27 protein-coding genes and 2 pseudogenes are annotated in these 25,950 nt (G+C 71.5%); 16 read left to right on the top strand and 13 right to left on the bottom strand.

Translation table 11 applies throughout. The annotated features are described in order from the left end of the window. Positions 1-233: 233 nt before the first annotated feature. Entirely contained in the window at positions 234-830 is a 597-nt protein-coding gene (locus ACFY9S_RS05880; protein WP_391123486.1) for a DUF5994 family protein, read from the bottom strand. 317 nt (positions 831-1,147) lie between these two features. Next, positions 1,148-1,555, bottom strand: coding sequence for a metalloregulator ArsR/SmtB family transcription factor (locus ACFY9S_RS05885; protein ID WP_391123489.1), 408 nt, complete (start codon positions 1,553-1,555; stop codon positions 1,148-1,150). A gap of 79 nt (positions 1,556-1,634) precedes the next feature. Between ACFY9S_RS05885 and ACFY9S_RS05890 the strand changes: the two genes are divergently transcribed. Continuing rightward, complete coding sequence (locus ACFY9S_RS05890) at positions 1,635-2,111, top strand: ArsI/CadI family heavy metal resistance metalloenzyme (RefSeq protein WP_391123492.1); 477 nt, start codon at positions 1,635-1,637, stop codon at positions 2,109-2,111. Between the two features lie 194 nt (positions 2,112-2,305). Here the strand turns inward: ACFY9S_RS05890 and ACFY9S_RS05895 are convergent, their stop codons facing one another. From ACFY9S_RS05895 to ACFY9S_RS05905, 3 genes are all read right to left on the bottom strand, one after another. Further along, a complete protein-coding gene (locus ACFY9S_RS05895) occupies positions 2,306-3,409 on the bottom strand; it encodes an SPFH domain-containing protein (RefSeq protein WP_391123495.1) in 1,104 nt (367 codons plus the stop codon). A gap of 29 nt (positions 3,410-3,438) precedes the next feature. Continuing rightward, the gene (locus ACFY9S_RS05900; RefSeq protein ID WP_391123498.1) at positions 3,439-3,876 is read right to left on the bottom strand and encodes an NfeD family protein; all 438 of its coding nucleotides are present in this window, start codon (positions 3,874-3,876) and stop codon (positions 3,439-3,441) included. 156 nt (positions 3,877-4,032) lie between these two features. After that, positions 4,033-5,424: a DUF5933 domain-containing protein gene (locus ACFY9S_RS05905; protein ID WP_391123501.1), complete on the bottom strand. Its 1,392-nt coding sequence runs from the start codon at positions 5,422-5,424 to the stop codon at positions 4,033-4,035. Positions 5,425-6,301: 877 nt separating this feature from the next. Here ACFY9S_RS05905 and ACFY9S_RS05910 point away from each other — a divergent pair. From ACFY9S_RS05910 to ACFY9S_RS05940, 7 genes are all read left to right on the top strand, one after another. Further along, entirely contained in the window at positions 6,302-6,505 is a 204-nt protein-coding gene (locus ACFY9S_RS05910) for a cold-shock protein (RefSeq protein WP_028799214.1), read from the top strand. Between the two features lie 178 nt (positions 6,506-6,683). Beyond that, positions 6,684-8,168: a DEAD/DEAH box helicase gene (locus ACFY9S_RS05915; protein ID WP_391123504.1), complete on the top strand. Its 1,485-nt coding sequence runs from the start codon at positions 6,684-6,686 to the stop codon at positions 8,166-8,168. 43 nt (positions 8,169-8,211) lie between these two features. After that, entirely contained in the window at positions 8,212-8,445 is a 234-nt protein-coding gene (locus tag ACFY9S_RS05920; protein WP_391123507.1) for a CBS domain-containing protein, read from the top strand. A gap of 468 nt (positions 8,446-8,913) precedes the next feature. Continuing rightward, positions 8,914-9,264, top strand: a complete 351-nt coding sequence (locus ACFY9S_RS05925; RefSeq protein ID WP_391123510.1) for a MerR family transcriptional regulator — start codon at positions 8,914-8,916, stop codon at positions 9,262-9,264. A 239-nt stretch (positions 9,265-9,503) separates the two neighbouring features. Continuing rightward, the gene (locus tag ACFY9S_RS05930) at positions 9,504-11,567 is read left to right on the top strand and encodes a discoidin domain-containing protein (RefSeq protein WP_391123513.1); all 2,064 of its coding nucleotides are present in this window, start codon (positions 9,504-9,506) and stop codon (positions 11,565-11,567) included. Positions 11,568-11,585: 18 nt separating this feature from the next. After that, complete coding sequence (locus ACFY9S_RS05935) at positions 11,586-12,182, top strand: TetR family transcriptional regulator (RefSeq protein ID WP_391123516.1); 597 nt, start codon at positions 11,586-11,588, stop codon at positions 12,180-12,182. A gap of 122 nt (positions 12,183-12,304) precedes the next feature. Continuing rightward, positions 12,305-12,592 carry a DUF4190 domain-containing protein gene (locus ACFY9S_RS05940; protein ID WP_391123519.1) on the top strand — a complete coding sequence of 96 codons (288 nt, stop codon included), beginning with the start codon at positions 12,305-12,307 and terminating at the stop codon, positions 12,590-12,592. 67 nt (positions 12,593-12,659) lie between these two features. Here the strand turns inward: ACFY9S_RS05940 and ACFY9S_RS05945 are convergent, their stop codons facing one another. From ACFY9S_RS05945 to ACFY9S_RS05960, 4 genes are all read right to left on the bottom strand, one after another. Continuing rightward, the gene (locus ACFY9S_RS05945; RefSeq protein WP_391123522.1) at positions 12,660-13,214 is read right to left on the bottom strand and encodes an ABATE domain-containing protein; all 555 of its coding nucleotides are present in this window, start codon (positions 13,212-13,214) and stop codon (positions 12,660-12,662) included. Between the two features lie 167 nt (positions 13,215-13,381). Beyond that, positions 13,382-13,825 carry a hypothetical protein gene (locus ACFY9S_RS05950; RefSeq protein ID WP_391123525.1) on the bottom strand — a complete coding sequence of 148 codons (444 nt, stop codon included), beginning with the start codon at positions 13,823-13,825 and terminating at the stop codon, positions 13,382-13,384. A gap of 262 nt (positions 13,826-14,087) precedes the next feature. Then, complete coding sequence (locus ACFY9S_RS05955) at positions 14,088-15,302, bottom strand: cation:proton antiporter (RefSeq protein WP_391123528.1); 1,215 nt, start codon at positions 15,300-15,302, stop codon at positions 14,088-14,090. A 543-nt stretch (positions 15,303-15,845) separates the two neighbouring features. Next, positions 15,846-16,631 (bottom strand): helix-turn-helix domain-containing protein, encoded by a 786-nt coding sequence (locus ACFY9S_RS05960; RefSeq protein ID WP_391123531.1) that lies wholly within the window; start codon positions 16,629-16,631, stop codon positions 15,846-15,848. 70 nt (positions 16,632-16,701) lie between these two features. On the opposite strand from ACFY9S_RS05960, the gene ACFY9S_RS05965 reads away from it, so the two are divergent. Together ACFY9S_RS05965 and ACFY9S_RS05970 are read left to right on the top strand one after the other, a co-directional pair. Further along, complete coding sequence (locus tag ACFY9S_RS05965) at positions 16,702-17,535, top strand: phytanoyl-CoA dioxygenase family protein (protein ID WP_391123534.1); 834 nt, start codon at positions 16,702-16,704, stop codon at positions 17,533-17,535. After that, positions 17,532-17,807: a hypothetical protein gene (locus tag ACFY9S_RS05970; protein WP_391123537.1), complete on the top strand. Its 276-nt coding sequence runs from the start codon at positions 17,532-17,534 to the stop codon at positions 17,805-17,807. The genes ACFY9S_RS05965 and ACFY9S_RS05970 overlap by 4 nt, the downstream gene beginning before the upstream one ends. A 67-nt stretch (positions 17,808-17,874) precedes the next feature. Here ACFY9S_RS05970 and ACFY9S_RS05975 read toward each other — a convergent pair whose 3' ends face one another. Continuing rightward, entirely contained in the window at positions 17,875-18,063 is a 189-nt protein-coding gene (locus tag ACFY9S_RS05975) for a hypothetical protein (RefSeq protein ID WP_391123540.1), read from the bottom strand. Between the two features lie 185 nt (positions 18,064-18,248). Between ACFY9S_RS05975 and ACFY9S_RS05980 the strand changes: the two genes are divergently transcribed. The 5 genes from ACFY9S_RS05980 to ACFY9S_RS06000 all read left to right on the top strand — a co-directional run bounded on the left by ACFY9S_RS05980 (position 18,249) and on the right by ACFY9S_RS06000 (position 23,463). Next, positions 18,249-19,418: a histidine kinase gene (locus ACFY9S_RS05980; RefSeq protein ID WP_391123543.1), complete on the top strand. Its 1,170-nt coding sequence runs from the start codon at positions 18,249-18,251 to the stop codon at positions 19,416-19,418. Further along, positions 19,415-20,128 carry a response regulator gene (locus ACFY9S_RS05985; protein ID WP_391123546.1) on the top strand — a complete coding sequence of 238 codons (714 nt, stop codon included), beginning with the start codon at positions 19,415-19,417 and terminating at the stop codon, positions 20,126-20,128. The genes ACFY9S_RS05980 and ACFY9S_RS05985 overlap by 4 nt, the downstream gene beginning before the upstream one ends. A 95-nt stretch (positions 20,129-20,223) precedes the next feature. Next, positions 20,224-21,387: a serine hydrolase gene (locus ACFY9S_RS05990; RefSeq protein WP_391123548.1), complete on the top strand. Its 1,164-nt coding sequence runs from the start codon at positions 20,224-20,226 to the stop codon at positions 21,385-21,387. Positions 21,388-21,658: 271 nt separating this feature from the next. Beyond that, entirely contained in the window at positions 21,659-21,862 is a 204-nt protein-coding gene (locus ACFY9S_RS05995) for a cold-shock protein (RefSeq protein WP_003991681.1), read from the top strand. Positions 21,863-22,014: 152 nt separating this feature from the next. Beyond that, a complete protein-coding gene (locus ACFY9S_RS06000; protein ID WP_102910747.1) occupies positions 22,015-23,463 on the top strand; it encodes a DEAD/DEAH box helicase in 1,449 nt (482 codons plus the stop codon). Between the two features lie 15 nt (positions 23,464-23,478). Here the strand turns inward: ACFY9S_RS06000 and ACFY9S_RS06005 are convergent, their stop codons facing one another. Next, positions 23,479-23,964, bottom strand: coding sequence for an SMP-30/gluconolactonase/LRE family protein (locus ACFY9S_RS06005; protein WP_391123550.1), 486 nt, complete (start codon positions 23,962-23,964; stop codon positions 23,479-23,481). A 6-nt stretch (positions 23,965-23,970) separates the two neighbouring features. On the opposite strand from ACFY9S_RS06005, the pseudogene ACFY9S_RS06010 reads away from it, so the two are divergent. Then, positions 23,971-24,369: pseudogene (locus ACFY9S_RS06010) on the top strand (IS200/IS605 family accessory protein TnpB-related protein); the annotation flags it as partial. A 7-nt stretch (positions 24,370-24,376) separates the two neighbouring features. On the opposite strand, the pseudogene ACFY9S_RS06015 reads toward ACFY9S_RS06010, so the two are convergent. Both ACFY9S_RS06015 and ACFY9S_RS06020 read right to left on the bottom strand, forming a co-directional pair. Continuing rightward, positions 24,377-24,789 (bottom strand): annotated as a pseudogene (locus tag ACFY9S_RS06015) (monooxygenase); the annotation flags it as partial. A 130-nt stretch (positions 24,790-24,919) separates the two neighbouring features. Continuing rightward, the gene (locus ACFY9S_RS06020) at positions 24,920-25,912 is read right to left on the bottom strand and encodes a substrate-binding domain-containing protein (protein WP_391123552.1); all 993 of its coding nucleotides are present in this window, start codon (positions 25,910-25,912) and stop codon (positions 24,920-24,922) included. Positions 25,913-25,950: the final 38 nt, after the last annotated feature.

A 25,950-nucleotide genomic window follows, 5' to 3' on the forward strand; every position in this document is an offset into this window, starting at 1 on the left:
CCCGCTCACGCCGGGCCGAGGTCGGTCGGGGCGGCCGGTGCCGCTCGTCGCCGCCCTGCCGCGGGCCCTGCGCCGAGCCGACGGAGCCGGTCCCGCGACAGGCGTCCCGGTGCGGCCGTAGTGGATGGCGGCCATGCGGTCGCCGTGCTGCGAGTTCAGCAGGCGGATGAGGAGCGCCCCGACCACGATCAGTCCCGTGATCACGGCCACGGTAACGAAGGTTTCCACCATCCTCACCTTCCCATCGGCTGCTGCGGCACCGTGCCGGTCATGGCCGGCACCCGTGGAGGTGCGGCCGAGTCGCGTGACCCGTGCCCTCCTTCGGAGTCCCAGACCGCTTCCTCGACGCGGTCGGCGTCGCGCAGCGTCCGCAGGCGCGCCGCCTCCTCCATCAACCGGCTCGCGGTCGACGTACCGCGCGGGTCACTCGCGGCGGCCATCAGCCATGCGGCCGAGTCGGGAGCCGTCTGCGGCGGGACGACCAAGAGGTTCCAGCGGCCAACGTGGTAGGAGAGCAACAGCAGTTCATGCGGATCCTGCTCGTCCCGGAACCAGCCCACGTTCACCACGTGCCCGGCGACGGGAACCCTGCGCGGGATGGCCGGCCACTGGATGGGATTCACCGTGACCCTGGTTATCCGCCCCCACAACGGATCCAGTACGGCGGTCAAGGACGGGAGTTCCGCCCCGAGATCACGGGAGCGGGGCCACCACGCGCCGTCCAGCAGAGCCGGCTCGGAGTCGGCGGGAGCCAGCGACAGACGCGGAGAGAGCGAGGAGGGCCGGTCATCGGCTGCGGTCGTCGGCGGGTGGGAAATGGTCGCCATCATCACGCGAACCCTGCCCCGGACCGACCGAGGCCGGCCCGGAATATTGAATCGCCGAAAACGACACGAGCCTGAAAGCCGGTGTCCGACATATCCTCGGTAAATCCAGCGTACTCCTCGACCAGGCCCGACGGACCGTAGCCGGCCTCACGCTGCGAGGAACGCCGGAAACGGAAGAGGGAGGGTGCACCCCGCGAAACGCTGAGCGGACGCCACAGTCGGCCCAGGCTTGGGCGGCAACGGCGCTCGGGCGGGCTCCCCGGTCTCTCCGGCCGGCGGGAGCGGGGACATGGCCGGCAGGCCCTCAGCAGCCGCAGTGTTCACGAGGCGGCCACGGCCGACGACGGGCGGCCAGGCACCGCCTCTCCCGCCGGACGGGTCAGGATCGCGGCGAGCCGGTCGGTCATCTCCGGGACCAGCCAGTAGTAGACCCAGGTGCCACGCCGCTCGCAGTCGATCAATCCCGCCCGCCGGAGCAGCTTGAGGTGATGGGAGATCGTCGGCTGAGACAGGTCGAAGGCCGGGGTCAGGTCGCACACGCAGACCTCGCCACCCGCACGTGAGGCGATCACCGACAGCAGACGCAGCCGCACCGGATCACCCAGCGCCTTGAACACCTTGGCCGGCTCCACCGCCTGCCCCTCGTCCAAGGGAGTCGTGAGCAGTGCGGGGCAACAACCGCCGGCCGCAGCGTCCTGACCGAGCACGACGAACTCTTGATTCGACATCTCTCTATGTTGACATCCTTCAATTCAGGGCGCAATGTTGCATCGACAGACATCAATGCAACCCGTTGGGAGTCGTGCCATGTCTCGCCTTCAGCTCGCCCTTCGCGTCAGCGACCTCGAAGCGTCGATCAACTTCTACTCCAAGCTGTTCGGCACCGAACCGGCCAAGCGGCGCGAGGGCTACGCCAACTTCGCCGTCACAGAGCCCCCGCTCAAGCTCGTCCTGATCGAGGGGCAGCCCGGCGAGGAAACGCGCCTGGACCACCTCGGCGTCGAGGTCGAGTCCACCGAGCAGGTCAACGCCGCCACCTCTCGCCTCAAGGACGCCGGTCTGGCCACCTTCGAGGAGAACGACACGTCATGCTGCTACGCCCTCCAGGACAAGGTGTGGGTCCACGGTCCCGGCCGGGAGCCCTGGGAGGTCTACGTCGTGAAGGCTGACGCCGACTCCCTCGGCAAGAGCGCCGACGCCAGTGCCTCCCGGGACGGCTGTTGCACCAGTCAGGACGCCGAAACGAAAGCCGATTCCGCCGCGACGGCGTGCAGCTGCGGCTGACGACTCACGCACAGCGAGCCGCCGGTGGTGCGGGGCGCCGGCCGGGGTGCGGTCGGGCCGCCGCACGCAACCCTCTCGACGTCGGGCCCTCGGGGCTGGTGTCGGAGCGGTGCGACGACGCATGACGCGTGCCGGAAGCGTGGCGGATCGCGCGGGGCAGGACTCGGTCCTCCCCGTCACAAGCCCGCAGGGGTTCAGTCGTCGGACGCCCGCCCTCTGCGCGGCACCTGCGCTGACTTCGCGGCCTCTGCCTCCGCCTTGGCGTCGCTCACCGCTGCGGCGGCCTGCTTCCCGGCCTCGTCGGCGGCCGCTGCTGCGTCGAGGGCGACCGTCGAGCCCGTGTCGAGCTGCGGGATCCCGGCCCCTTGCGCGGCATCGTCGGCGGTGGCTGCTCCCTCGGGTTGCGCGGGGTGGGAAGGGCCTGCCGTCGACTCGTCGCCGAACGCCCGGGTGACGGTCCGGACCGCCTCGGTCAGCTCGCCCGGGATCACCCAGAAGGTGTTGTTGTCGCTCTTCGCCAGGTGCGGGAGCGTCTCCAGGTACTTGTAGGCCAGGATCTTGGGGTCGGCGTTGTTGCGGTGGACGGCCTGGAAGACGAGCTCCACCGCCTTGGCCTCGCCGTCCGCCCGCAGGATCATGGCCTGTTGCGTGCCCTGTGCCTCCAGAATGTCCTTCTGCTTCGTGCCTTCCGCGGTGAGGATCTTGGCCTGCCGCTCTCCTTCGGCGTGCAGGATGGCCGCCCGCTTGTCACGCTCGGCCCGCATCTGCTTCTCCATCGCCTCCTTGATGGTGTGCGGTGGGTCGATGGCCTTGATCTCGACGCGGTTGACGCGGATGCCCCACTTGCCGGTGGCGTCGTCGAGGACGGCGCGCAACCGGGAGTTGATCTCCTCGCGCGAGGTGAGCGTCTCCTCCAGGTCCATGCTGCCGATGACGTTGCGCAGCGTGGTCACGGTGAGCTGGTCGATCGCCTGGAGGTAGTCGGCGACCTCGTACGCCGCCGCCCGCGGGTCCGTGATCTGGTAGTAGAGAACGGTGTCGATGTTCACCACGAGGTTGTCCTCGGTGATCACCGGCCGGGGGTCGGACGAATAGACCTGCTCGCGCACGTCGAGTTTGGTGTTGATGCGGTCGGCCACCGGCAGGACCAGGTTCAGGCCGGGCTGCAGCGTCCGGCGGTACCGGCCGAACCGCTCGATGTTGTAGCGGCGGGCCTGCGGGACGATCCGCACCGTGGAGGCCACGAGGAAGACGATGACGAGGGCCGCCACGAGGATGGGGATGACAACTGGATCCACAGTGCCTCCGTTGCTGTGTGTTCAGCCGTTCAGGGAAGGAGCTCGCGGGGGTAGACGATGGCGGTGGCGCCTTCGATCTCCATGACGTCCACCAGCGCCCCCACCGGGATCACATGGCTCTCGTCGAGGGCTCGGGCGGACCATTCCTCACCGGAGAGTTTGATCAGGCCGTGGGTCGCGGTGACCTCCTGCACGACCTCGGCCCGCTTCCCGATCAGCGCGTCACTGCCGTCGCGGGTGAGGGGCTGCTGTGCCATGTGCCGCAGCGCGACCGGACGGACGAGGACGAGGCCGGCCGCCGCCGCTGCCCCCAGGGCCAGGAGCTGGCCGAGCAGGCCGACCCCGACACCGGCGACCACGGCGGCGACCAGCGCGGCACCCGCCAGCAGCCCGAAGACCAGGGTCAGGGTGAAGAACTCCGCGGCACCCAGCGCCGCGGCAGCGAGCAGCCACAGGAACCACGGCATCGATTCGCCCTTCTTTTGGGGCTTTCTTAACCAAACTACAGCCCGGACACGCCGGGCAGAACAGACACGGCAGCCGTGGTTCTCGCGCGTCGGTGCGGTTCGTCCTGGCCGGAGGAGTCCGGTCCCGCCGGCGAGCCGCTCTCCTTCAGTGCGGGATCAGCGGGGCTCCGGGGCGCGCCTGGGCGTGGCAGCGGGGCCTTCCTGCTCTCCGGTCGTGGCCTTTGGCGCGGCGTCCTCGACCGGGGGCCGGGGGCTCGGCAGCCGCGGGGAGGGCCTCGGGGTGGTGCGTACGAAGCCGTAGATCACCGAGGTCATGGCCAGGATGAGCAGGGGCCCGGACACCTCCGGGTACGCGGCCATCTGCGTCGGCAGACAGCGGTAGGACACCAGCAGCGCGGTGAAGACGGCGGTGCCGTAGGTGACCAGCAGGATTCCCGGCCGGTCCCAGCCGCGGTCGAGTGAGCGCAGGGCCGCCTCGATGGTGAGGGCGAACACCACACCGGCGATGAGGTCCACGCCGTAGTGGTAGCCGAACCCCAGGGTCGCGGCGAGGGTGACGACCAGCCAGAACGTACCTGCGAGCCGCAGCGCCCGCGGCGCCCTGCGGGTGTGGACGAAGATCGCGACAGCCCATGCCGTGTGCAGGCTGGGCATGCAGTTGCGGGGGGTGATCCCGTCGTACGTCATCGGCTGCGGGGTGGTGACCGGCAGCGGGGTGTGCGGCCACAGGTCGGCCGCCGCCCACTGCACTCCGCCGGTGCCGGAGGCGCCCGGGCCGTAGGCGAAGACCGGGCCGACCACCGGGAAGATCATGTAGATGGCCGGTCCGAGAAGGCCGATCACCAGGAAGGTGCGCACCAGGTGATGGCTCGGGAAGCGGCGCTCGACCGTGACGTTGCGCAGCTGGTGGAAGGCGACGACGACCGCGGCCACCGCGAGCTGGCCGTAGACCAGTTGGAGGAGATGGGTGCTGAAGGGGTCGGTGGCCTCGACGATCCGGCCGGCCGGCCAGGAGGGGTTGCCCAGTGCGTGGTCGGCGGTCGCCACGTACTGGTCGAGCACCGTCGGGCGGGTCTTCGCCGTGATGAGCAGCCAGGTGTCGCCGATCTTGCGGGCGGCGACCAGCAGCAGGCCCAGCCCGACGCCCTTCAGCAGCAGGACGCGTTCGGGACCGGTGCGGCGGGTGACGGCGATGGCCGCGGTGCCCAGCATCACCCACAACGCGCCCGTGCCGAAGACGTGGCCGCCCGTCATGTCGGCGTCCGCCGCCCACCGCACCAGCAGGAGGACGCCGTCGATACCGAGCGCGGCGCCGGCCGCGATGAACCGCTGCCGCCAGGTGAGCACGACCATCATGAGCCCCAGACCGCCGTACAGCGGCCCCGGCTTGGGGGCGAGGACCAGTGCCTTCACCTGGTTGGTGATCGGCCCCGGTTCGCCGTAGCGGCGTGCGGCGACCTCCAGCGCGATGAGGAACCCGAGCGTGACCACGCCCGCCGTGACCCACAGCAGCACGCGCCAACGGCGCCGCTCACCCCACGCACTCATGTCGCCTATTCGCGAAAACACCCGCGATGCTCTGGCTATCAATCTTTTGGCCGATTCATCCGAATGGCTGGGCAGATGGAGAGCGATGGAGGGACCATCGCGAGTTCGAACATGTTATCGGCGTGTTGTGGTTCGGCTGCCGTGTCGGCCGACACGCCGGTCGGGACGCCGGTCCAAGCCGGCCGGAGCGAGCGCCGCGCGGCGGGTGCGGCGTTCGTCGGCCTCGACCGCTTCGAGTCGCCCGCGACAGCTAGGGCTGCGCGATCCCCGCTGGGCGCCCCCGCCGAAGTGAAGCTTCTCGGCGACGGCGACGAAATACCACAACTCCCTTGTCTCCACGCCGTGATGGTACTGCTCAGAACTAGGCCGATACCGGTGCGGTATCGCCGCCCGTCCGATCGGCGCCGGCCCGCCACCACCGGGCGCGGACAGGATCGGCGGAGGAGTCCCGCCGCCTTCACTTCCGGACCGCCGCAACCGGTCGGTGACATGTGCACGTAACCACTGCCCAGGGGCGGTCGGAACGGCTGGTGTGACCTTCGTCGCGGCAGGGACGTTCCGGCGTCACCTCCGCCCTGCCGGGCATCGGCGGAGGTCACAGGGCCGGTGCGCGGGTGGGCGACAGGAAGAGCCGCGCCTGCGGGGAGCAATATCTGTGCCCGCAAAATGAGAAATAGAAGCGGGGCCCGCCGAATATTCCCCGATCGCACGCCCAAACGGATTTTCAGAGCCACGCAGCGCCGAACGCACCGTGCTACTGTCGATCTCAGTTGCAGGTGTGGTTGCCAGAAGGTTCATTTCCTACGGGGTAATCATCACGGCGACACGGAATTCGCAGAAAGTGAATTCCCGAAACCGCCTCCGAAGGAGAAATAAAATGGCTACTGGCACCGTGAAGTGGTTCAACGCGGAAAAGGGCTTCGGCTTCATCGAGCAGGACGGCGGCGGCGCTGACGTCTTCGCCCACTACTCGAACATCGCCACCCAGGGCTTCCGCGAGCTGCTCGAAGGCCAGAAGGTGTCGTTCGACATCGCGCAGGGCCAGAAGGGCCCGACGGCCGAGAACATCGTGCCCGCCTGACATCCGCGCTCGCGCAGATTTCGCAGCTGGGGCCCGCACCTCTGGGGTGCGGGCCCCAGCTCGCTGTTTTTTCCCGCCGGCCTGGCCCGGCCCCACGACTTCGGCTCGTCTCGAGATTCTCTGCGCTGCTCCTCTGCTGCGGGATTTCCTTGCTACGCGCCCTCAAGGAAGGTCCCGCATGAAGCGTGCCCACACATCCCGCGCATACGACCGCTTCTCAGGAGGCGACGCCACCGGCCGCCGCTCCGGTGGTCCGCGCCGCTCCACGAGCTACGGCACACGCCGTGCTCCCCAGGGCGAGTTCGCACCGCCGAAGACGATCACGCCCCCGCTGCCGGCCGTCGAGTCGTTCGCCGATCTCGACATGCCCGCGCGGCTGCTGGCCACCCTCGGCCACGAGGGCGTGACCACGCCGTTCCCGATCCAGGCGGCCACCCTGCCGAACTCCCTGGCCGGCCGTGACGTACTCGGCCGTGGTCGCACCGGCTCGGGCAAGACCCTCGCCTTCGGCCTCGCCCTGCTGGCCCGGACCGCCGGGCGGCGTGCCGAGCCGCGGCAGCCGCTCGCCCTCGTCCTCGTGCCCACCCGTGAGCTGGCCCAGCAGGTCACCGACGCGCTCACGCCGTACGCCCGTTCCGTGAGCCTGCGGCTCGCCACCGTCGTCGGCGGGATGTCCATCGGCAGGCAGGCCAGTGCGCTGCGCGGCGGGGCCGAGGTGGTCGTCGCGACGCCCGGGCGGCTCAAGGACCTCATCGACCGGGGCGACTGCCGCCTGGACGGCGTCGACATCACGGTCCTCGACGAGGCCGACCAGATGGCCGACATGGGCTTCATGCCGCAGGTCACCGCCCTGCTCGACCAGGTGCGCCCCGGCGGCCAGCGGATGCTGTTCTCGGCCACCCTGGACCGCAACGTCGACCGGCTGGTCCGCACCTACCTGCACGACCCGGTGGTCCACTCCGTCGACCCCTCCGCGGGCGCGGTCACCACGATGGAACACCACGTCCTCCATGTGCACGACGCGGACAAGCACCGGACGACCACCGAGATCGCGGCGCGGGACGGCCGGGTGATCATGTTCCTCGACACCAAGCACGCGGTGGACTCGCTGACCGAGCACCTGCTGAAGAGCGGTGTCCGCGCCGCGGCCCTGCACGGCGGCAAGTCCCAGCCCCAGCGGACCCGGACCCTGGCGCAGTTCAAGAGCGGCCACGTGACGGTCCTGGTGGCGACCAACGTCGCCGCCCGCGGCATCCACGTCGACAACCTCGACCTCGTCGTCAACGTGGACCCGCCCAGCGACCACAAGGACTACCTGCACCGCGGCGGCCGTACGGCCCGCGCCGGCGAGTCCGGCAGCGTGGTCACGCTGGTGACCCCGGGCCAGCGTCGCGGCATGAGCCGGCTGATGACGTCGGCGGGCATCACCCCCCGGATCGCCCAGGTGCGGTCCGGCGAGGCGGAGCTGACCCGCATCACGGGTGCCCAGGCCCCGTCCGGTGTCCCGGTCGTCGTCACCGCCCCCCGCGCGGAGCGCCCTCGCGGTGCGTCCGCCCCGTCCCGGGGCAGGCGGGGCCGCCGTCCCACCGGCCAGGGCCGTCCCGCCGGCGAGGCGGCACGCCCGAGGGCGCAACGGCGGACGGGCTTCGGCTCCGCCGCGTAGCGTCCCGCGCCCACCCGCCCGCCCCTCTCGGCAGGAGACACCCATGACGCCGGTCCTGACGCAGCACCGAGCCACGGCTCACGCGCCCCACATCCGTGACGACATGACGGTCGAGGTGGCGCTGTCCCTCATGGCCGGTGCGCGGGTCGATCACCTGGTCCTGTGCGACGGGGACGACCAGGGCACGGGCGTGGTCACCCTCGCCCGGCTCTCCGTTCTCCGGGACGCCGCCACCTACACGGACCGGGTCCGCCTCCGGGACATCCCGGAGGGCTGAAGCACGGGCGGGTGACCGCCACCAGAGACCAGTGAGGGCCCTGCCGACGCGCGTCGGCAGGGCCCTCACCGCTGTGCCGGAGTCCTGCCGTCGATCATCGGGGGCCGTAGGACGTCGCTGTCCGGCGGATCGCAAAATCTGTCTTTGCCAGAGTAGACATTGCTCCTCACCGTGGTTAGCCTTCTTCTCGTAGACATGGTCAGAGCAGAACCGAGGAAGGACGGAGGAGCAGACGCCATCAGGATCGCCCGGCCGGGGAGTTCTCGGTCCGGGTACCGCAAGACCCCGGATTGGATGGTGGTCCCCGGTCACGCAGCCGCGATCCCCGCACCCCTCCCGCAGTCGGGCCGGGTAGCGGACACAGAAGGTCGGCGCAGCACAAGGGCCGACAGATGGTGTTGAATTTCCTTCGGGGCCCTGGTGCCGTACGGCACCAGGGCCCCTCGACGCGTTGCACTACGAGGTGACATGGCAGCTGATATCCCGCTCAGCAATCGTCTGGACGACGACGACTACCCCGCCTACACGATGGGCCGGGCCGCCGAGATGCTCGGCACCACCCCTGGCTTCCTGCGTGCCATCGGGGAGGCCCGTCTGATCACTCCGCTGCGCTCGGAGGGCGGACACCGCAGGTACTCCCGCTACCAGCTGCGGATCGCCGCGCGCGCCCGCGAGCTCGTCGACCGGGGAACCCCGATCGAGGCCGCCTGCCGCATCGTCATCCTCGAGGACCAGCTGGAGGAAGCCCAGCGCATCAACGCGGAGTACCGCCGCGCCGCGCGGGGCGCGGCCGGAGTACCCGATCACGGTCCGAGCTGATCGGGCCGAACACCGGCGGGCCCTGTCACCCGCGCCATGTGACCCCAGGTCGGCGACCTGGGGTTTGCTGCTGCCCCGGGTCGGTCCGGAGCCCGGCCGGGGTGAACCGTCCTGCCCCGGTCAACAGGTCAAACGTCCCGGACTCTTGACTCATCACGCGGTAGTGGCGATTCTCGTCGCACACTTTGCGAGGTCATGACAACGCGACCGAGCGATCCGACGACCGAGGGACGTGGGCTGTGACCAGTTCCGGACGCCCGTACCGCCGACGCAAGAACCTCACCGTTGTGTCGCTCCTCCTGCTCGTGCTGACGCTCGCGCTCGGCGCCGCCCCGAGTTCGGCGGCCGGGAACGACTGGTGGGACCCGACCGCACGGCCCGCGCCGGACTCCCGGATCAACGTCACGGGTGAGCCCTTCACCGGCACCGACGCCGCGGGCGAGGTGCGCGGGTTCGTCGACGCACACGACCACATCTTCTCCAACGAGGCCTTCGGCGGCCGTCTGATCTGCGGAAAGCCGTTCTCCGAGCAGGGCGTGGCCGACGCACTCAAGGACTGCCCCGAGCACTATCCGGACGGCTCGCTCGCGGTCTTCGACTTCATCACCAACGGCGGCGACGGCAAGCACGACCCGAACGGCTGGCCCACCTTCAAGGACTGGCCCGCGCACGACTCGCTGACCCACCAGCAGAACTACTACGCCTGGATCGAGCGGGCCTGGCGCGGCGGCCAGCGGGTGCTCGTCAACGACCTCGTCACCAACGGCGTCATCTGCTCGGTGTACTTCTTCAAGGACCGCTCCTGCGACGAGATGACGTCCATCCGGCTCCAGGCCAAGCTGACGTACGACATGCAGGCCTTCGTCGACAAGATGTACGGCGGGCCCGGCAAGGGCTGGTTCCGGGTCGTCACCGACAGCGCGCAGGCCCGCAAGGTCATCGAGCAGGGCAAGCTGGCGGTGGTCATGGGGGTCGAGACCTCCGAACCGTTCGGCTGCAAGCAGGTCCTGGACATCGCGCAGTGCAGCAAGGCCGACATCGACAAGGGGCTCGACGAACTCCACGCGCTCGGCGTGCGCAGCATGTTCCTGTGCCACAAGTTCGACAACGCCCTGTGCGGGGTGCGGTTCGACTCGGGCTCGCTCGGGACGGCCATCAACGTCGGGCAGTTCCTGTCGACCGGCACCTACTGGAAGACGGAGAAGTGCACGGGCCCGCAGGCCGACAACCCGATCGGCAACGCGGCGGCGCCCGCGGCCGAGGAGAAGCTCCCGGCGGGTGAGGAGGTGCCTTCCTACAGCGCCGATGCGCAGTGCAACGTGCGCGGGCTCACCGACCTCGGCGAACACGCCGTGCGCGGCATGATGAAGCGCGGCATGATGCTGGAGATCGACCACATGAGCGTCAAGGCCACCGGCCGGGTGCTCGACATCTTCGAGGCCGAGTCCTACCCCGGCGTGCTGTCCTCGCACAGCTGGATGGACCTGGACTGGACCGAGCGGGTCTACGGCCTCGGCGGCTTCATCGCCCAGTACATGCACGGCTCCGAGGGCTTCGTCGCGGAGGCGAAGCGGACGGAGGCCCTGCGCGACAAGTACGGCGTGGGGTACGGCTACGGCACCGACATGAACGGCGTCGGCGGCTGGCCGGGACCGCGCGGGGCGGACGCGCCGAACAAGGTCACGTACCCGTTCAAGAGCGTCGACGGCGGCTCGGTCATCGACCGGCAGACCACCGGCGAGCGCACCTGGGACCTGAACACCGACGGCGCCGCCCACTACGGCCTCGTCCCGGACTGGATCGAGGACATCCGCCGCGTCGGCGGCCAGGACACGGTCGACGACCTGTTCCGGGGCGCCGAGTCCTACCTCGGCACCTGGGCGGCCTCCGAGAACCACGAGTCCGGCGTCGACCTCGCGGCCGGCTCCGCCGCGTCGGCCAGTTCCTCGGAGGGGAGCCTGTTCACGGACTACGGGCCGCACCGGGCCGTCGACGGCGACCGGCGTACCCGCTGGGCCAGCGACTGGAGCGACGAGCAGTGGTACCAGGTCGACCTCGGCTCCACGCGGACCGTGGGGCGGGTCACCCTCGACTGGGAACGCGCATACGCGAAGTCGTACCGGATCGAGCTGTCCGCCGACGGCGCGAGCTGGCGGACCGCCTGGTCCACGACCGCCGGTGACGGCGGTCTGGACACCGCGCGCTTCGCCGGAACCCCCGCCCGCTACGTCCGCGTCCACGGCCTGGAACGCGGCACCGGCTGGGGCTACTCCCTCCACGAGGTCGGCGTCCACAGCCGCTGACACCACGAGAGGGGTTCCATGGCACGGCTGCCGTCCGCCGAGCGGCGGCGACAGCTCACCGAAGCGGCGATCAGGGCGATGGCCCGGGACGGCGTCCCCAGGACGACGACCCGGTCCATCGCCGCTGAAGCGGGCGTCTCGCTGAGCGTCTTCCACTACTGCTTCGACTCCAAGCAGCAGCTGGTCGAGTCCGTCATCACCACCATCACCGGGCACTACGTGACGGTGGTGAAGGACGCCATACGGCCCCGAGCCACCCTGGAGGAGACCGTCCGGGCCGGCTTCCAGGCCTACTGGGACCACGTCCGCGCCCACCCCGACGAGCACATGCTCACCTACGAGCTCACGCAGTACGCGTTGCGCCGGCCCGGTTTCGAACACCTGGCACGCCGTCAGTACGAGTTGTACGCCGAGGCCTACACCGAGCTCATCGACCAGCTGCGGCAGAGCATGGGGCTGCGCCTGCGCGTGCCCGTTCCCGTGCTGGCCCGCTACCTGGCCGCCATGACCGACGGTCTCACGCTCAACTACCTCGTGCTCGGCGACGACGCGGTCTGGACGGCCATCCTCGACACGGTCACCGCGCACGTCGCCGGGCTCGTGCAGGAGAACTGACAGGGCCCGCTCGCGAATCGGGTGTCATGGGAACGCCGCAGAGGGGCATTCGAACAAAACAAGTCGAAAGTGAGGAGAGTGCGGCCCCTTCGGTCCGTGCCATCGACAACTGGGAGTTTTCCATGGCGAGTTACGGCGGTTCCTCTGCCGCGTCCTCCGGTTCGCGCACCAATGGTCTGGCGATCGCGAGCCTGTGCTGCGGCATCGTCGGCCTGTTCTTCCTCAACATCGTGCTCGGTCCGCTGGCCATCGTCTTCGGCGCAGTCGCCCGTCGGCAGGCGTCGGTGAAGAACGGCGCGGGGATGGCGAAGGCCGGCATCATCCTCGGCGTCGTCGACGTGGTCCTGTGGCTCGTGCTTCTGGCCGTGGCCACGAGCAACGGCGGATTCAGCTGGTACGTGGGCGGTTAGGGCCTGTCGTTTGGATCAGGCCGCAGACGCGGGGTGTGCGGGGTGGACCGGTCGGCGGGGCGCGGGGTCAGTGAGCCGCCGGGGTCTTCCTGCGTGCGCGGTACGCGGCTGCCTTGATCTTGTTGCCGCAGGAGTCCATCCCGCACCACTGCCGCCGCAGGCCCCGCGAGCGGTCGATGTAGACGCGGGTGCAGTCCGGGTTCCCGCACTCCTTCAGCAGGGGCACGTCCGGACCGCTCAGGAGCTCCACGGCGTGACGCGCCACCATGGAGAGGGCCTCGCCGGGCGTCGCCTGTGTCCATCGCCCCGCCGGGGTGAGCTGCGGCACGGCGGGCGGTGTGCGGGCCGCGTTGTTCACGACGGTCAGCGCGGCCCCGTCGTACTCCTCCCCGAGCCGGCGGGCGGTGACCAGCCGGTAGACCGCTTCCCGTACGGCCCTCGCCCGCTCGACGTCGGCCTCCTGACCCGTCGAGACCGCGTCGACCAGGCCGGACTCCACGTACCAGGCGGTGAGCCGGTCCGGTGTCACGAACATCTCGAAAGGCGCCGACCGGCGTGCCCGGAGCGTGGCGGCGAAGTCGAGCGCCGGGTTTCCGCAGACGAAGACGTGGTCCGGATTCACGTCACCATCTTGACCGGTGACCACACTCTCGGCAAGCCTGAGAGGTGATCGGCGTCGAGGACGGCCTGGGCGCAGGCACCGGGGCCTCCTGGGGCACGTTGTGGCCGATGCCCGGCAGGGTGCGGTGCTCGTGCAAGTGACGTCGAGGAGAGGGCGGCGGCTGCGCGTCAGGAGTCGTACCGTCCGTCGCCTGCCGCTGATTCGGACCCGGGATGGCCGGAAGCCAGGCGGCGGTAGGCGGCGCGGGCGTGGACGAGGCGGGCCAGGGCCGTGCCGATGAGGGCGGCGGTGAACAGGCAGGCCAGCCAGGTGGTGTCGCGGTGGCCTGCCCAGGTGAGGGCGCCCGCGGGCGGTATGGCGAAGCCGTTGAGGAACAGCCAGCACAGGAGTGCCGTGCCGGGGGCGGCTGTGAAACGGGCGCACAGGCCCAGCAGTGCGGCCAGCAACGACAGGGCGGACAGGGCCAGTTCGGGCCGGTACGGCCCCACCACGGTGTTGACGAGCGCCACCAGCACCAGTGCCCCGACGCAGGCCCCCGCCCAGACCACCGGCGTGGCCACGGGCTGGGGAACGGGCCTGGCTCCGGTGCCCAAGGGCTTCCACTCGATCATGCTGGCGCTTCCCTCCGGTCCACCTGGATTGTCCCCCGGTCTCCCTGCCGGCCCGCGGGGTGCTCGCCAGGGTCCCACCGAGCCGCCTTCCGGGAAACAGCCGATCCGGACAGCACGAGCAGCGAACCCACAGCGCGTCAGGGCCGTCGGCCGGGCGGTGAGAAGGCTCAACGGTGCGCGGATCGGGGCCGGTTGGCGAGCCGATGACCGTGCGCGACCGGTCGCGGACACCGCCCTCACCCGGGACCCGTTACCCGAGGGGTCAACCGTGTGCGGCAGCCGTCTCCTTGGCGGCCTCGGCGGTCGGTGGGGCCGGGGGGCGAGGGCGGCGGTGGGTGGCGCGGCGGGCCAGGGGTTCGGTCCAACGGGCCGCGAGAGGGCCGAGGATGACCAGGATCAGGACGTAGGCGGTGGCCAGCGGGCCGATGCGGGGTTCGGCGCCGACCGCGAGCCCGGCGATGACGATGGAGAACTCACCGCGTGCGACCAGCGTGCCACCCGCGCGCCAGCGGCCCTTCGGTGAGATCCCGGCCCGGCGGGAGGCCCAGTAGCCGGTGGCGATCTTCGTCAGGGTGGTGACGGCGGCCAGGGCGAGCGCGGGCAGCAGCACGGGCGGGATGGCGGCCGGGTCGGTGTTCAGTCCGAAGAAGACGAAGAACACCGCGGCGAACAGGTCCCGCAGCGGGGTGAGGAGGCTGCTGGCGCCCTCGGCGACCTCGCCGGACAGGGCGATGCCGACCAGGAACGCGCCGACGGCCGCGGAGACGTGCAGCTGCTGCGCGAGCCCGGCGACGAGCAGGGTCAGGCCGAGGACGGCGAGCAGGAGCATCTCGGCGTTGTCCGAGGACACGGCGCGGCTGACCAGGCGGCCGTGCCGCAGCGCCACGTACAGGACGGCGCCCACGGTGCCCAGCGAGATCAGCAGGGTGACCGCGCCGCCCGCGAGACCCGCCCCGGCCAGCAGGGCGGTGAGGATGGGCAGGTAGACCGCCATGGCCAGGTCCTCCAGGACCAGCACACCGAGGACGACCGGCGTCTCGCGGTTGCCGAGCCGGCGCAGATCACCGAGCACCTTCGCGATGACCCCGGACGACGAGATCCAGGTGACCCCGGCCAGGGCGACGGCGGCGACGGGCCCCCAGCCCAGCAGGAACGCCATGGCCGCTCCCGGCACGGCGTTGAGGACGAAGTCCACGGCCCCGGAGGGGTATTGGGTCTTCAGTGTGGTGACGAGTTCGGAGGCGCTGTACTCCAGGCCGAGCAGGAGCAGCAGGAGTATGACGCCTATCTCGGCGCCGGTGGCGACGAACTCCTCGCTGGCCTGGAGCGGCAGGATGCCGCCCTGGCCGAAGGCGAGTCCGGCCAGCAGGTACAGGGGGATGGGCGAGAAGCCCACCCGTCCGGCGAAGCGTCCCAGGAGTCCCAGGGCGAGGATGATCGCCCCGAGTTCGATGAGCATGGCGGTGGTGTCGTGCACGGGCGTCTGACCTCCGTTGATCGGGTCTGCGGCGTCTGTGCCAGTGGGCGGATTGCCCGTGGGTACGGCTCGGTGAGCGGTGGGACGGGGCGTGCGACCTCGTGTCGAGGCGGCGGGGCCGGACACGCGGTGCTGCGGCGTCGGCGGCGTGCTCCGCCCCGGACGTCAGCGGCGCTCGTACGCGTGATACGCCACGCCCCTGGACATCAGGCGTCAGGCGTCGACCGTCACGCGTCGGGCGTCAGGCGTACACCTCAGAGAGGAGACCGCTCACGCGGAGCGGTCGGTATCAGGGACGCCGTCACGGGCGGCGTTGTGGACGCGGACAGGCACCACTCGCCCCATGTCACGCCCCCTCACACACCGGCCCGGAGAGCCGGGCGGCCACTGTCGACGAACCGAGCGGCCGGCGCGACTGTGCGCGGCTCCGCTCAACCGAGCATAAGAGCTCGGTAAAGAATCCTAGCGCACGCTGACGCTCGGTGATCGCACAAAGGTACAGAAGCCCCTTAGGGGTCCTTTCACATGAGCGTCCGAAGACCCCTAAGCGCCCGCGGCCTGCCGCACGGCGCGCGGGGACGCGCCGAGTTCCCTGCGGCAGGTCTTGTTGAACGCCTGGAGGTCGGGGATCCCGACCGTCGCCGCGACGGCCGGGATCGCCAGCGTCGAGGCGATGAGCAGGTGACGGGCGCGCTCCATGCGGCGGCGCCGGAGGTAGCCCACAACCGTGCGCCCGGTCTCCTCGCGGAACAGCCGGGTCAGGTGCGTGTGCGACACCCCGGCGGCCCGGGCGATCCCGGGAACGCTCAGCGCATCCGCCAGGTGCTCCTCGATATGGGCCATGGCCGCCCGCAGCGCCGGGTGCCGGGACCCGGAGGGTGTCTCGGCGGCCTCGGCCAGACCGGTCGTGCGCCACAGTGCCGTCCACAGTTCCGCGGAGGCCCGGGCCGGGGACTGCGCGCACGCCGCGATCGTCTGGCGCAGCAGTGCGCTCAGCGATCCCGCCTCGGCACCGGCGTCCTGCATCGCCGGGACCCGGTGCCGCTCCCCGTCACCCGGCAGCCGGAAGTGGGCGTACAGGTGCTCGCAGCGCGGGGCGTCGTAGTGGAAGTGCACCTCCGTGCCGGGCGGTACGAGACTGAGGTGCCCGGGGCGGATCGGGTGCCGCGCGCCGCCGAACTCGAGGGTGCCGGAGTACCCGTAGAGGTGGAGCTGCCACAGGCGCGGGAGGCGGAAGACCTCGTGCGGACCGGCGGAGCCGTGCACACCCACGCCCGCGTGGACCAGCTCGGGCGGCAGTTCGAGGGGCAGCTCCACGAAGGTCGGCATGGTGGAAAATTACCAGTGGTTGCCGATTACACCCCACGACAGCCCACTTCTGCGCTTCTACGGTTGCGTCATGCCAACCACGAAACAGCTGCTGGGCTCCGCCGAGGTGGCGCGGTTCACGGCCCACGGATTCCTGCGCCTCGACGGCGTCGTGCCCCGGGAAGTGAACGAGGAGGCGCTCGGCGCGTTCGCCGCCGGGGCGCTGCCCGCCGTGCCGTACGGAACTCCCGTACCCGCGGCCTTCCCCGAGGGCTCCCTCACCCGCCGCCTTCTCGGACTGCCTTCCGTGGAAGGTGCGTTGGAGAGCCTGGTGGGTCCGGACCCGACCGTCGACCACCATTTCGTCCACACCCGCCTGCCTCACGAGGGCAGCGCGCAGCCGTTGCACGCCGACGCCCTCATCGATGTGCGGGCCGACGCGTTCGACGTGCAGCTCATGTACTACCCGCAGGAGGTCACCGCCTCCATGGGCGGCACGCTCGTCGTCCCGGGCAGCCATCTGCGCCGGACCAACGAGTCCGACACCGGCCGCTACCAGAACCTGCGCGGCCAGACCCGGCTGACCTGCCCGGCCGGGACCGTGCTTCTGCTGCACCACGGCATCTGGCACGGTGGGCGGCGCAACGACAGCGACACCGTCCGCCACATGTACAAGATCCGCTTCAATCCGACCGTGCCGCAGGTGCGGCTGTGGGACACGCGGGACCTGGACTCCCCCGCCGTCCGCGAGGAGTTGCGGCGCACCTTCCCCTGGTACGAGCAGGCCACCGCCCGGCTGGAGATCCACAACCGGATCCTGCTGTGGCGCTCCCTGACCGCCGACCCCGGCTTCGACATCGACCACTGGGCCACCCGCATCACCAACCGGCCCGCCGCGCACGCCGCACCGAGGAGAACGGCATGACCGCCACCCGGCAGCAGGTCCTCGTCCTGTACCTCGACACCTCCGCCCTCGACTCCAGGGTCGTCGGGTGGGCCCGCTACGACGGCACGGGCTCGGCCCGCCCGACGACCGGCGACAGTGACGAACCGCCGTACGACACGGGGGTCGGCGCCCTGGAGGACGGCTGGCGGCTGTTTCAGGCGTCCCCGCTCGTGCCGCCGTATCCGGGCGCGGAGCACGCGACGTCGTTCCTCAAGCACGAGTTCTTCTTCGAGAAGCTCGTGCCTCGGTGAGGACGGCCGACGGCGCGCGGACTCGACGCCGCGCCCGCCGCATGTCACGGGGATGCGGTTCGGGCGCCTATCGCTTCTGCGCCCGGTAGCGCTTCATCAGCGCGGTGGTCCGCGTCTGGTCCGCCTGACCGTTGAGCTCGGCCAGGAGGTCGTCGGGGCACAACTCATAGAGGTCGCCCCACCAGCGGCGCCCCCGGTTGTCCCAGATGCGGTAGCCGCCGGGCACCCCCCTGGCCACGTAGCGTCTCCTGCTCACCGTCCCGACCGTACGGGGCCTGGGGCCGGGCGGCCACGCAATATGCCCGCCGGCAGGACGAAAACCCGGCCGGAGCCCCGGGGTTGATCCGTGCGGGCGCGCGGGTCCGGCCCGGCGCCGGACGTGCCGACGCCCCGTTACGGTTCGCCAGTCGGGTCGCACGAGACTGGGGGGCGTACGTCGCCATGGGCATACGCGGGAAACTACGCGGGGGCTGGGGGCGCGGCCGGGTGCTCACGGCGGCCCATCCGCTTCTGGTCGACATCGGCGTCGCGCTGCTGGTCCAGGGTGCGATGACCATGCCGTTCCTCCTGCCGCGCGCGCCCGGGCTGCCCCCGGCGAGCTGGGCCGCGTACGGGCTGAGCACGCTCACCGTCGTGCCCCTGGTCTGGCGCAGGCGCGCTCCGCTCGCGGTGCTGTTCGCGGTGCTGGCCGCAAGCCTGCTGTACCGGCTGACCGTCGACGGGCCCGGGCAGCCGCTGCCGTACACCGGGCTGGTGGTCACCTACAGCATCGCCGCGCTGGCGGCCCCGCCGCGGCGGCTGATCGCCGGGCTGGTGCTGGTGGTGGCCGTGCCGGTGGGCGTGTGGCTCAACACCCGGTCGGCACGTGAACTGACCTTCTCCGTCTTCGTGTTCGCCGCCGCCTACGTCTTCGGGCGGCTGACCGACGCCCGGCAACGGGCCCACCGCGTCGAGGCCGAGCAGGCCGCCGCGCGCGAACGGGCCCGGATCGCACGGGAGATGCACGACATCCTCTCCCACGCCGTGAGCCTGATGATCGTGCAGGCCGAGGCCGGGCCGGTGGCGGTACGGGCCGCGCCCGAGCGGGCCGAGGCCGCCTTCGACGCCATCTCCGCGACCGGGCGGGACGCCATGGTGCAGTTGCGTCACATGCTGGGGTTGCTGCGGGACGGCGCCGACGAGGCCGACGGCACCGCCCCGCGCGAGCCGCAGCCCGGGCTCGCCGCACTGCCCGGTCTCCTCGACCGGGTGCGCGGGAGCGGGCTCGACGTGGTGTACCGGACCGCCGGAGACGCCGGGCCGGTGGCCGACGGGATCGGGGTGACCGTCCACCGGGTGGTCCAGGAGGCCCTGACCAATGTCGTCAGGCACGCGGATGCGCAGACCGTGACAGTGGAACTGATCGTTGGGGAGACCGAGGTGGAGGTCACTGTGACCGATGACGGGCGAGGGGCGCAGGCCGTGTCGCGCCGGGGCGGGCACGGGCTCGTCGGGATCCGGGAACGGGCCGCGGCCCACGGGGGCGGTGCGGTCGCCGGGCCGGGAGCGGACGGGCGCGGCTTCGAGGTGCGGGTGCGGATCCCCCTGGCCGCGGCGGAGGTGCAGACGTGACGATCCGTGTCGTGGTCGCCGACGACCAGGAGCTCGTGCGCAGCGGCTTCGCGATGATCCTGGACGCGCAGCCGGACATCGAGGTCGTCGCCGAGGCGGGTGACGGCGGCGCTGCCGTCGACGCGGTGCGCAGGCACGCGCCCGACATCGCGCTGCTCGACATCCGGATGCCCCACATGGACGGCATCGAGGCCTGCCGGGCGATCAGCGCGGCGAGCGGCTGCCGGACGGTGATGCTGACGACCTTCGACTCCGACGAGTACGTGTACGACGCGCTGCACGCGGGTGCGAGCGGCTTCCTGCTCAAGGACGTCCGCCGGGACGACCTCGTGCACGCCGTACGGGTCGTCGCCCGGGGCGACTCGCTGCTCGCCCCGTCCGTGGCCCGGCGTCTGGTCGAGCAGTACACGCGGCCCGCCACCGCCCGGGCCCGCCGGCCCGACCCCCGGCTCGACGCCTTGACCGCCCGGGAGCGCGAGACGCTGCTGCTGCTCGCGCGAGGTCTGTCGAACGCCGAGATCGCCGCCGAGCTGGTGGTCAGCGACCACACCGTCAAGACCCACGTCGGCAACGTGCTCGCGAAGCTGGGCCTCAGGGACCGCATCCAGGCCGTGATCTGCGCCTACGAGACCGGCCTCGTCGCGGCCGGGGATCCCCCGCCCGGGGGAGCGGCCGGGCCCGGGTCCTCCCCCGCCCCGGCGAGGAAGTGACACCGCGGAACCACCGGCGGGGGCGATCCGCGGGACGGCGCGGCTGCGGAGGATGAGGACATCGCCCAACGCCGCCTCGCCTCAACGGAGTCCGCATGAAGTTCCGTACCAGCCTGCTGACCGCCGCCGTGCTCGTCGCGGGGATCGCCGTGGGGCCGTCCGCGCTCCCTGCCGCCGCCTCCGCCCCCGCCGCGCCGACGGCCGCGCAGTCCCCGGACCCGGCCCTCGAAGCCGCCGTAGCGGGCCTTCCCCGTGCCGACGCCACCGCCGCGCTCGTGCGGGTGGGCGGCAAGGAGGGCACCTGGCGGGGCAGCTCGGGCGTGCACGATCTGGTGACCGGCCGGCCCGCCGATCCGGCCGCCCGCTTCCGGGCCGGGTCCGTGACCAAGGTCTTCACCGCCGCGGTCGCCCTGCAACTGGCCGAAGAGGGACGGCTGGACCTGGACCGCAGCGCCCGGTCGTACCTGCCGGAGCTGATCCCGGCGTCGTACGAGGACGTCACCGTCCGGCAGCTCCTCAACCACACGCACGGCATCCCGGCCCCGGACTTCCCCGGCACCACCGTCGAGGAGTGGTACGCGAACCGTTTCCACGTCCACGACCCCGAGGACATGGTCCGCTCGGCGACGGCCAAGAAGCCCGAGTTCGCGCCGGGCGAACACCAGCACTACCTCAACATCGGCTACACCGTCACCGGCCTGCTCATCGAGCGCGTCACGCACAACTCGTACGAGCGTCAGGTCGCCCGGCGGGTGCTCGGGCCGCTCGGGTTGCGCGACACCTACCTCCCGGGGCCCGGCCCTCGCATCGTCGGGCCGCACAACCACGGCTACCAGACCATGCGCCTCGACGACGGCACGACCGGGCTCCGGGACGTCTCCGTGTGGAGGGCGACGGACGGCTGGGCGGCCGGGGACATCATCTCGACCACCGCGGACCTGGAGCGCTTCACGGGCGCCCTGTTCCGGGGGCGGATCGTGCGCGGGCCGCTGCTGGAGGAGATGTTCACCCTGCCGGAGGTGACCGACTTCGGGACCGGGAAACCGGCCGCCTACTCCGCCGGCCTGTCCATGATGGTGCTGGGCGGGCGCGAGGTCTGGGGCAAGACGGGCGGACGCTGGGGGTACAACGCCGCCATCGCCTCCACCCGCGACGGCGCCCGCACCCTCGTCTACAGCGTCAACGCCACCGACGCCAAGGGCCGGGGCATGAACAGGACCGCCGAGAGCATCTGGGTGGCAGCCTACGGCAGGCCGTGAAGCACCACGCCACGCAGTCGATCAAGACGCCGCACGACCGGGCGGGCCGCTCCGCCTCCGACGAGATTGCCGGGCCATCCGGCCCGGCCTGTGCTACCTTGGCTCGCGTTGCAGTTTTGGTTCCCAGAGACTTCGAGTGCTCTATCGACCTTTTGTCGACGAGCACTCTTTTTTGTTTCCGAGGATTCTCGGATCTCCTTAGGGTGATCAGATCGGCGACTACGGGTCCGCAAGGTGCGGGCCCTGAGTACTGCCCTCAAGGGAGATTCATATGGCTACCGGTACCGTGAAGTGGTTCAACTCGGAAAAGGGCTTCGGCTTCATCGAGCAGGAGGGTGGCGGTCCGGACGTGTTCGCCCACTACTCGAACATCGCCACCTCCGGCTTCCGTGAGCTCCAGGAAGGCCAGAAGGTCACCTTCGACGTCACGCAGGGCCAGAAGGGCCCGCAGGCCGAGAACATCGTTCCCGCCTGACGCGTACGCGAACGCCCTGAACCGGGGCCCGCACCCTCGCGGTGCGGGCCCCGGCTCGTTTTGCTCTTCTCCGGCTCAACTCTTGCGAATCCTGCGGCCCTCCGGCGCCGCCGCGCATTCCTCGACGCGTGCCGCATCGAGGAAGGTTCCTCATGGACCGCACAGCTCGCAAGAACAACGGCTCCCCGCACTCTCGCGGCAACGGGCACCGGCCCCGCAAGTCCGGCGGCGCGGGTAGCGCCGCCCGCCCCTCGGGCGGCGGACGCGGAGGACACCGCACCGCCCCCAGCCGGGACTTCGCACCGCCCGCCACCATCACCCCGGCGCTGCCCGCCGTCGAGGCGTTCGACGACCTCGACCTGCCCGAGCGGCTGCAGGCCGCGCTGCGCGCCGAGGGCCTGACCGCGCCGTTCCCGATCCAGGCGGCGACGCTCCCCAATTCGCTGGCCGGCCGTGACGTACTCGGCCGTGGCCGCACCGGCTCGGGCAAGACCCTCGCCTTCGGCCTCGCCCTGCTGGCCCGCGTCGACGGGCAGCGGGCCGAGCCGCGGCAGCCCCTGGCCCTCGTCCTCGTGCCCACCCGAGAGCTGGCCCAGCAGGTCACCGATGCCCTCACCCCCTTCGCCCGCGCGCTGCGGCTGCGGCTCACCACGGTGGTCGGCGGCATGCCGATCGGCCGGCAGGCGAACGCGCTGCGCACCGGCGCCGACGTCGTCGTCGCGACGCCCGGCCGCCTCAAGGACCTCATAGACCGAGGTGACTGCCGCCTGGACCACGTCGGGATCACCGTCCTCGACGAGGCCGACCAGATGACCGACATGGGCTTCATGCCGCAGGTCACCGCCCTGCTCGACCAGGTGCGCCCCGGCGGCCAGCGGATGCTGTTCTCGGCCACCCTGGACCGCAACGTCGACCGGCTGGTCCGCACCTACCTGCACGACCCGGTGGTCCACTCCGTCGACCCCTCCGCGGGCGCGGTCACCACGATGGAGCACCACCTGCTGCACGTGGAGGACGACGACAAGCACGCGACCACGACCCGCATCGCCGCCCGCGACGGGCGCGTGATCATGTTCCTGGACACCAAGCACGCCGCCGACCGCCTCGCCAAGAAGCTGCTGGCCTCCGGGGTGCGCGCCTCCGCCCTGCACGGCGGGAAGTCCCAGTCGCAGCGCACCCGGACCCTGGCCCGGTTCAAGGACGGCGAGGTCACGGTCCTGGTGGCCACCAACGTCGCCGCCCGCGGCATCCACGTCGACAACCTCGACCTCGTCGTCAACGTGGACCCGCCCGGCGACCACAAGGACTACCTGCACCGCGGCGGCCGTACCGCGCGGGCCGGCGAGTCCGGCACCGTGGTCACGCTGGTCCTGCCCCACCAGCGGCGCGAGATGACGCGGCTGATGGCCGACGCCGGCATCACTCCGCAGGTCACCCGGGTCCGCTCGGGCGAGGCCGAACTGAACCGCATCACCGGGGCGCAGGAGCCCTCGGGTGTGCCCGTCGTGCTCGCCCCGCCGGCCGCCCAGAAGCCCCCCGCGCGCACGGGTTCGGCCCCGAACGGGCGGCGGGGCAGGCCGTCCCGGGGCCGCCGCCGCTGAACCGGGCCTGAAGCCCTACGCCGTGGGCGCCAGCCGCAGCACCGTGCCCTCCCCGTTCGACGACAGGAGCAGGGAGCCGTCCGGGGCTGCGGCCAGACCGGCGAAGCGAGGGGCCAGGCCGGGGCCGCCGTGGGCGAAGAGGGCCGGGTCGGGGCGGCGCTCGACGCCCGGGGGAAGCCCGACCGCCAGGTCCTCGGCCGCGACGCGGCGCTCACCCGTGGTCAGGGAGACCGACCACAGTCTGCGGTGCTCCACGTCCACGGTGAACAGGTCGTCGCCGTGTACGGCAAGGCCCTGCGGGGCGCCCAGACCGTCCGCCAGGACCACCGGCTCCCCGTCGTCGAGACGGAGCACCGCGCCGAGCCGGTCGTCGCTGACGTAGCAGCGCCCGCCGGCGTCGAAGGCCACGTCCACGGGGTGGTCCAGGCCCTCGGCGAGAACGGTGACCGTGTCGGCCGCGTCGACGCCGACGACCCGGCCGGCGCCCGTCTCGGCGACCACGAGCCCATGGCCGACGCCACAGGCATCGCGATCATCGCCGTGGACCCGGCCTACACCAGCGAGTGGGGCGCCCAGCACTGGCAGAAGCCGATGACCGGCCCCACCCGTAAGACCACCCGGCACGATGCGGCGAGCATCGCGATCGGACGACGCGCCCAGGGACACCCGATCCGGCGACGGACGACACCGTCCCGTGCACACCAGAGCGATGTGCACGGGCATCGGACCGTCCAGGCCGACCGGAGTGCCCCGGCGCGTGAGGGGCCCCGCCCCCGCATCCCCGGACCACGGACACGATCCGTGCCGCCGGACGCGGCGAGTACGCGGGCAACCAGGACATCCACAGCCGTTCGGGATGTCCGCAGTGACCAGGCATGGGTCCAAGACTCACTCCTGCTCACTGATGAGGAACGGTGCACTCGGACTGGAACGCGTACAGGTCGGCCGACTTCTCGCGATCGTGGCCACCCTGGCGTCCTCCGCCGCGGCCGACGGTTCCACGCAGCGGGCCCCGCGCCGGTGCGCCTCCGCGATCACCTCGGCGACATGACCGGCCTGTTCGTCCAGGACGTGCACGTAGTTCACTGAGCTCGCGCTCTGTACCGAGCCGAGCATGAACAGGTTGGGGAAGCCCCGGCTGTAGAAACCGTGCAGGGTCCGAGGGCCGGTCGCCCGCCAGGCGTCGAGCAGGGCGACACCGTCCCTGCCGTACGCGGGGAGCCGCCCGGGCAGCAGCCCGGAGACGCCGACCTCGAAGCCGGTGCCGAAGACCCCGCAGTCGACGTCGTACTCCACCCCGCCGACCACGACGGCTCGTTCGGTGATGCTGGGCAGCGCCCGGTGCCACCCCCGCCCGGGACGCCGGACCGAGCAACGCCCGGGACCACCCCCGTTGACGAGGTCAGACGCGGGAGCGGCGCCCCGGCCCCGCAGCCGCCGAGGACGGGGCGTCGCCTCACCGCCCGGGCCGCGGCGCCGCCGTACTCGCCCGCCGCACCAGCCGCGTGGGCACCAGCGTCGTCCCGTGCTCCGCCCCGTCCTGCCTCATCTTGCTGAGCACCCCCTCCACACAGAGCCGCCCCACCTCGGCGAAGTCCTGGTGGATGGTGGTGAGCGGCGGGAGGAAGGACGCGGACTCGGGGATGTCGTCGAAGCCGATGACGCTGATGTCGCCGGGGACGCGGCGGCCCCGTTCGTGCAGGGCCCGGAGCAGGCCCAGGGCCATCTGGTCGTTGGCCGCGAAGACCGCCGTGCACTCCGGCTCGTCTGCAAGGAGCAGGCCCGCCCGGTAGCCGGATTCGGCCGACCAGTCGCCGCGGACCGGGGCCGGAGGAGTGCGGCCCGCCTCGGTGAGGGTGGTGCGCCAGGCGTTGGCGCGGCGCTGGGCGGCGAAGGAACCCTCCGGGCCGGCCAGGTGCCACACCGTCTCGTGGCCGAGGTCCAGCAGGTGCCGTACGGCGTCCCGGGCGCCGCCCGCCTGGTCGGTGTCGACGACGGTGTAGCGGTCGCCGGCGTCGGAATCGGCCACCACGACCTGCACGCCGGGCGGGAGGGAGACCGTCGCCGCGTCCAGCAGGTGGATCTCCATGATGACGATGACGGCGTCCACGGCGAGCTCGCCCAGCCGGGAGAAGGCACCGTTCACCTCGTCCTGGGTCGGGACGGCCACCGGCAGCAGGGTGACGGCGTACCCGTGCTCGGCGGCGGAGGTGGCGATGGCCTCCAGGGTGCGGATGTTGCCCATGGTGGAGAGGGAGAAGGTGATCACGCCGAGGGTGCGGAACTCTCCCCGGCGCAGCGCCCGGGCCGCGCTGTTGGGGCGGTAGCCCAGCTCCCGCATGGCGGCCAGGACCTGCGCGCGGGTGTCCTCGGTGACGCCCGGGAAGCCGTTCGAGACGCGGGAGACTGTCTGGGAGGAGACCCCGGCGAGCTGGGCGACGTCCGCCATCGAGGCACCCTGGCGGGGCCGGACCGCACGCCTTCTCG

The organism is Streptomyces sp. NPDC012474 (assembly GCF_042955185.1).
GTDB lineage: Bacteria > Actinomycetota > Actinomycetes > Streptomycetales > Streptomycetaceae > Streptomyces > Streptomyces cahuitamycinicus.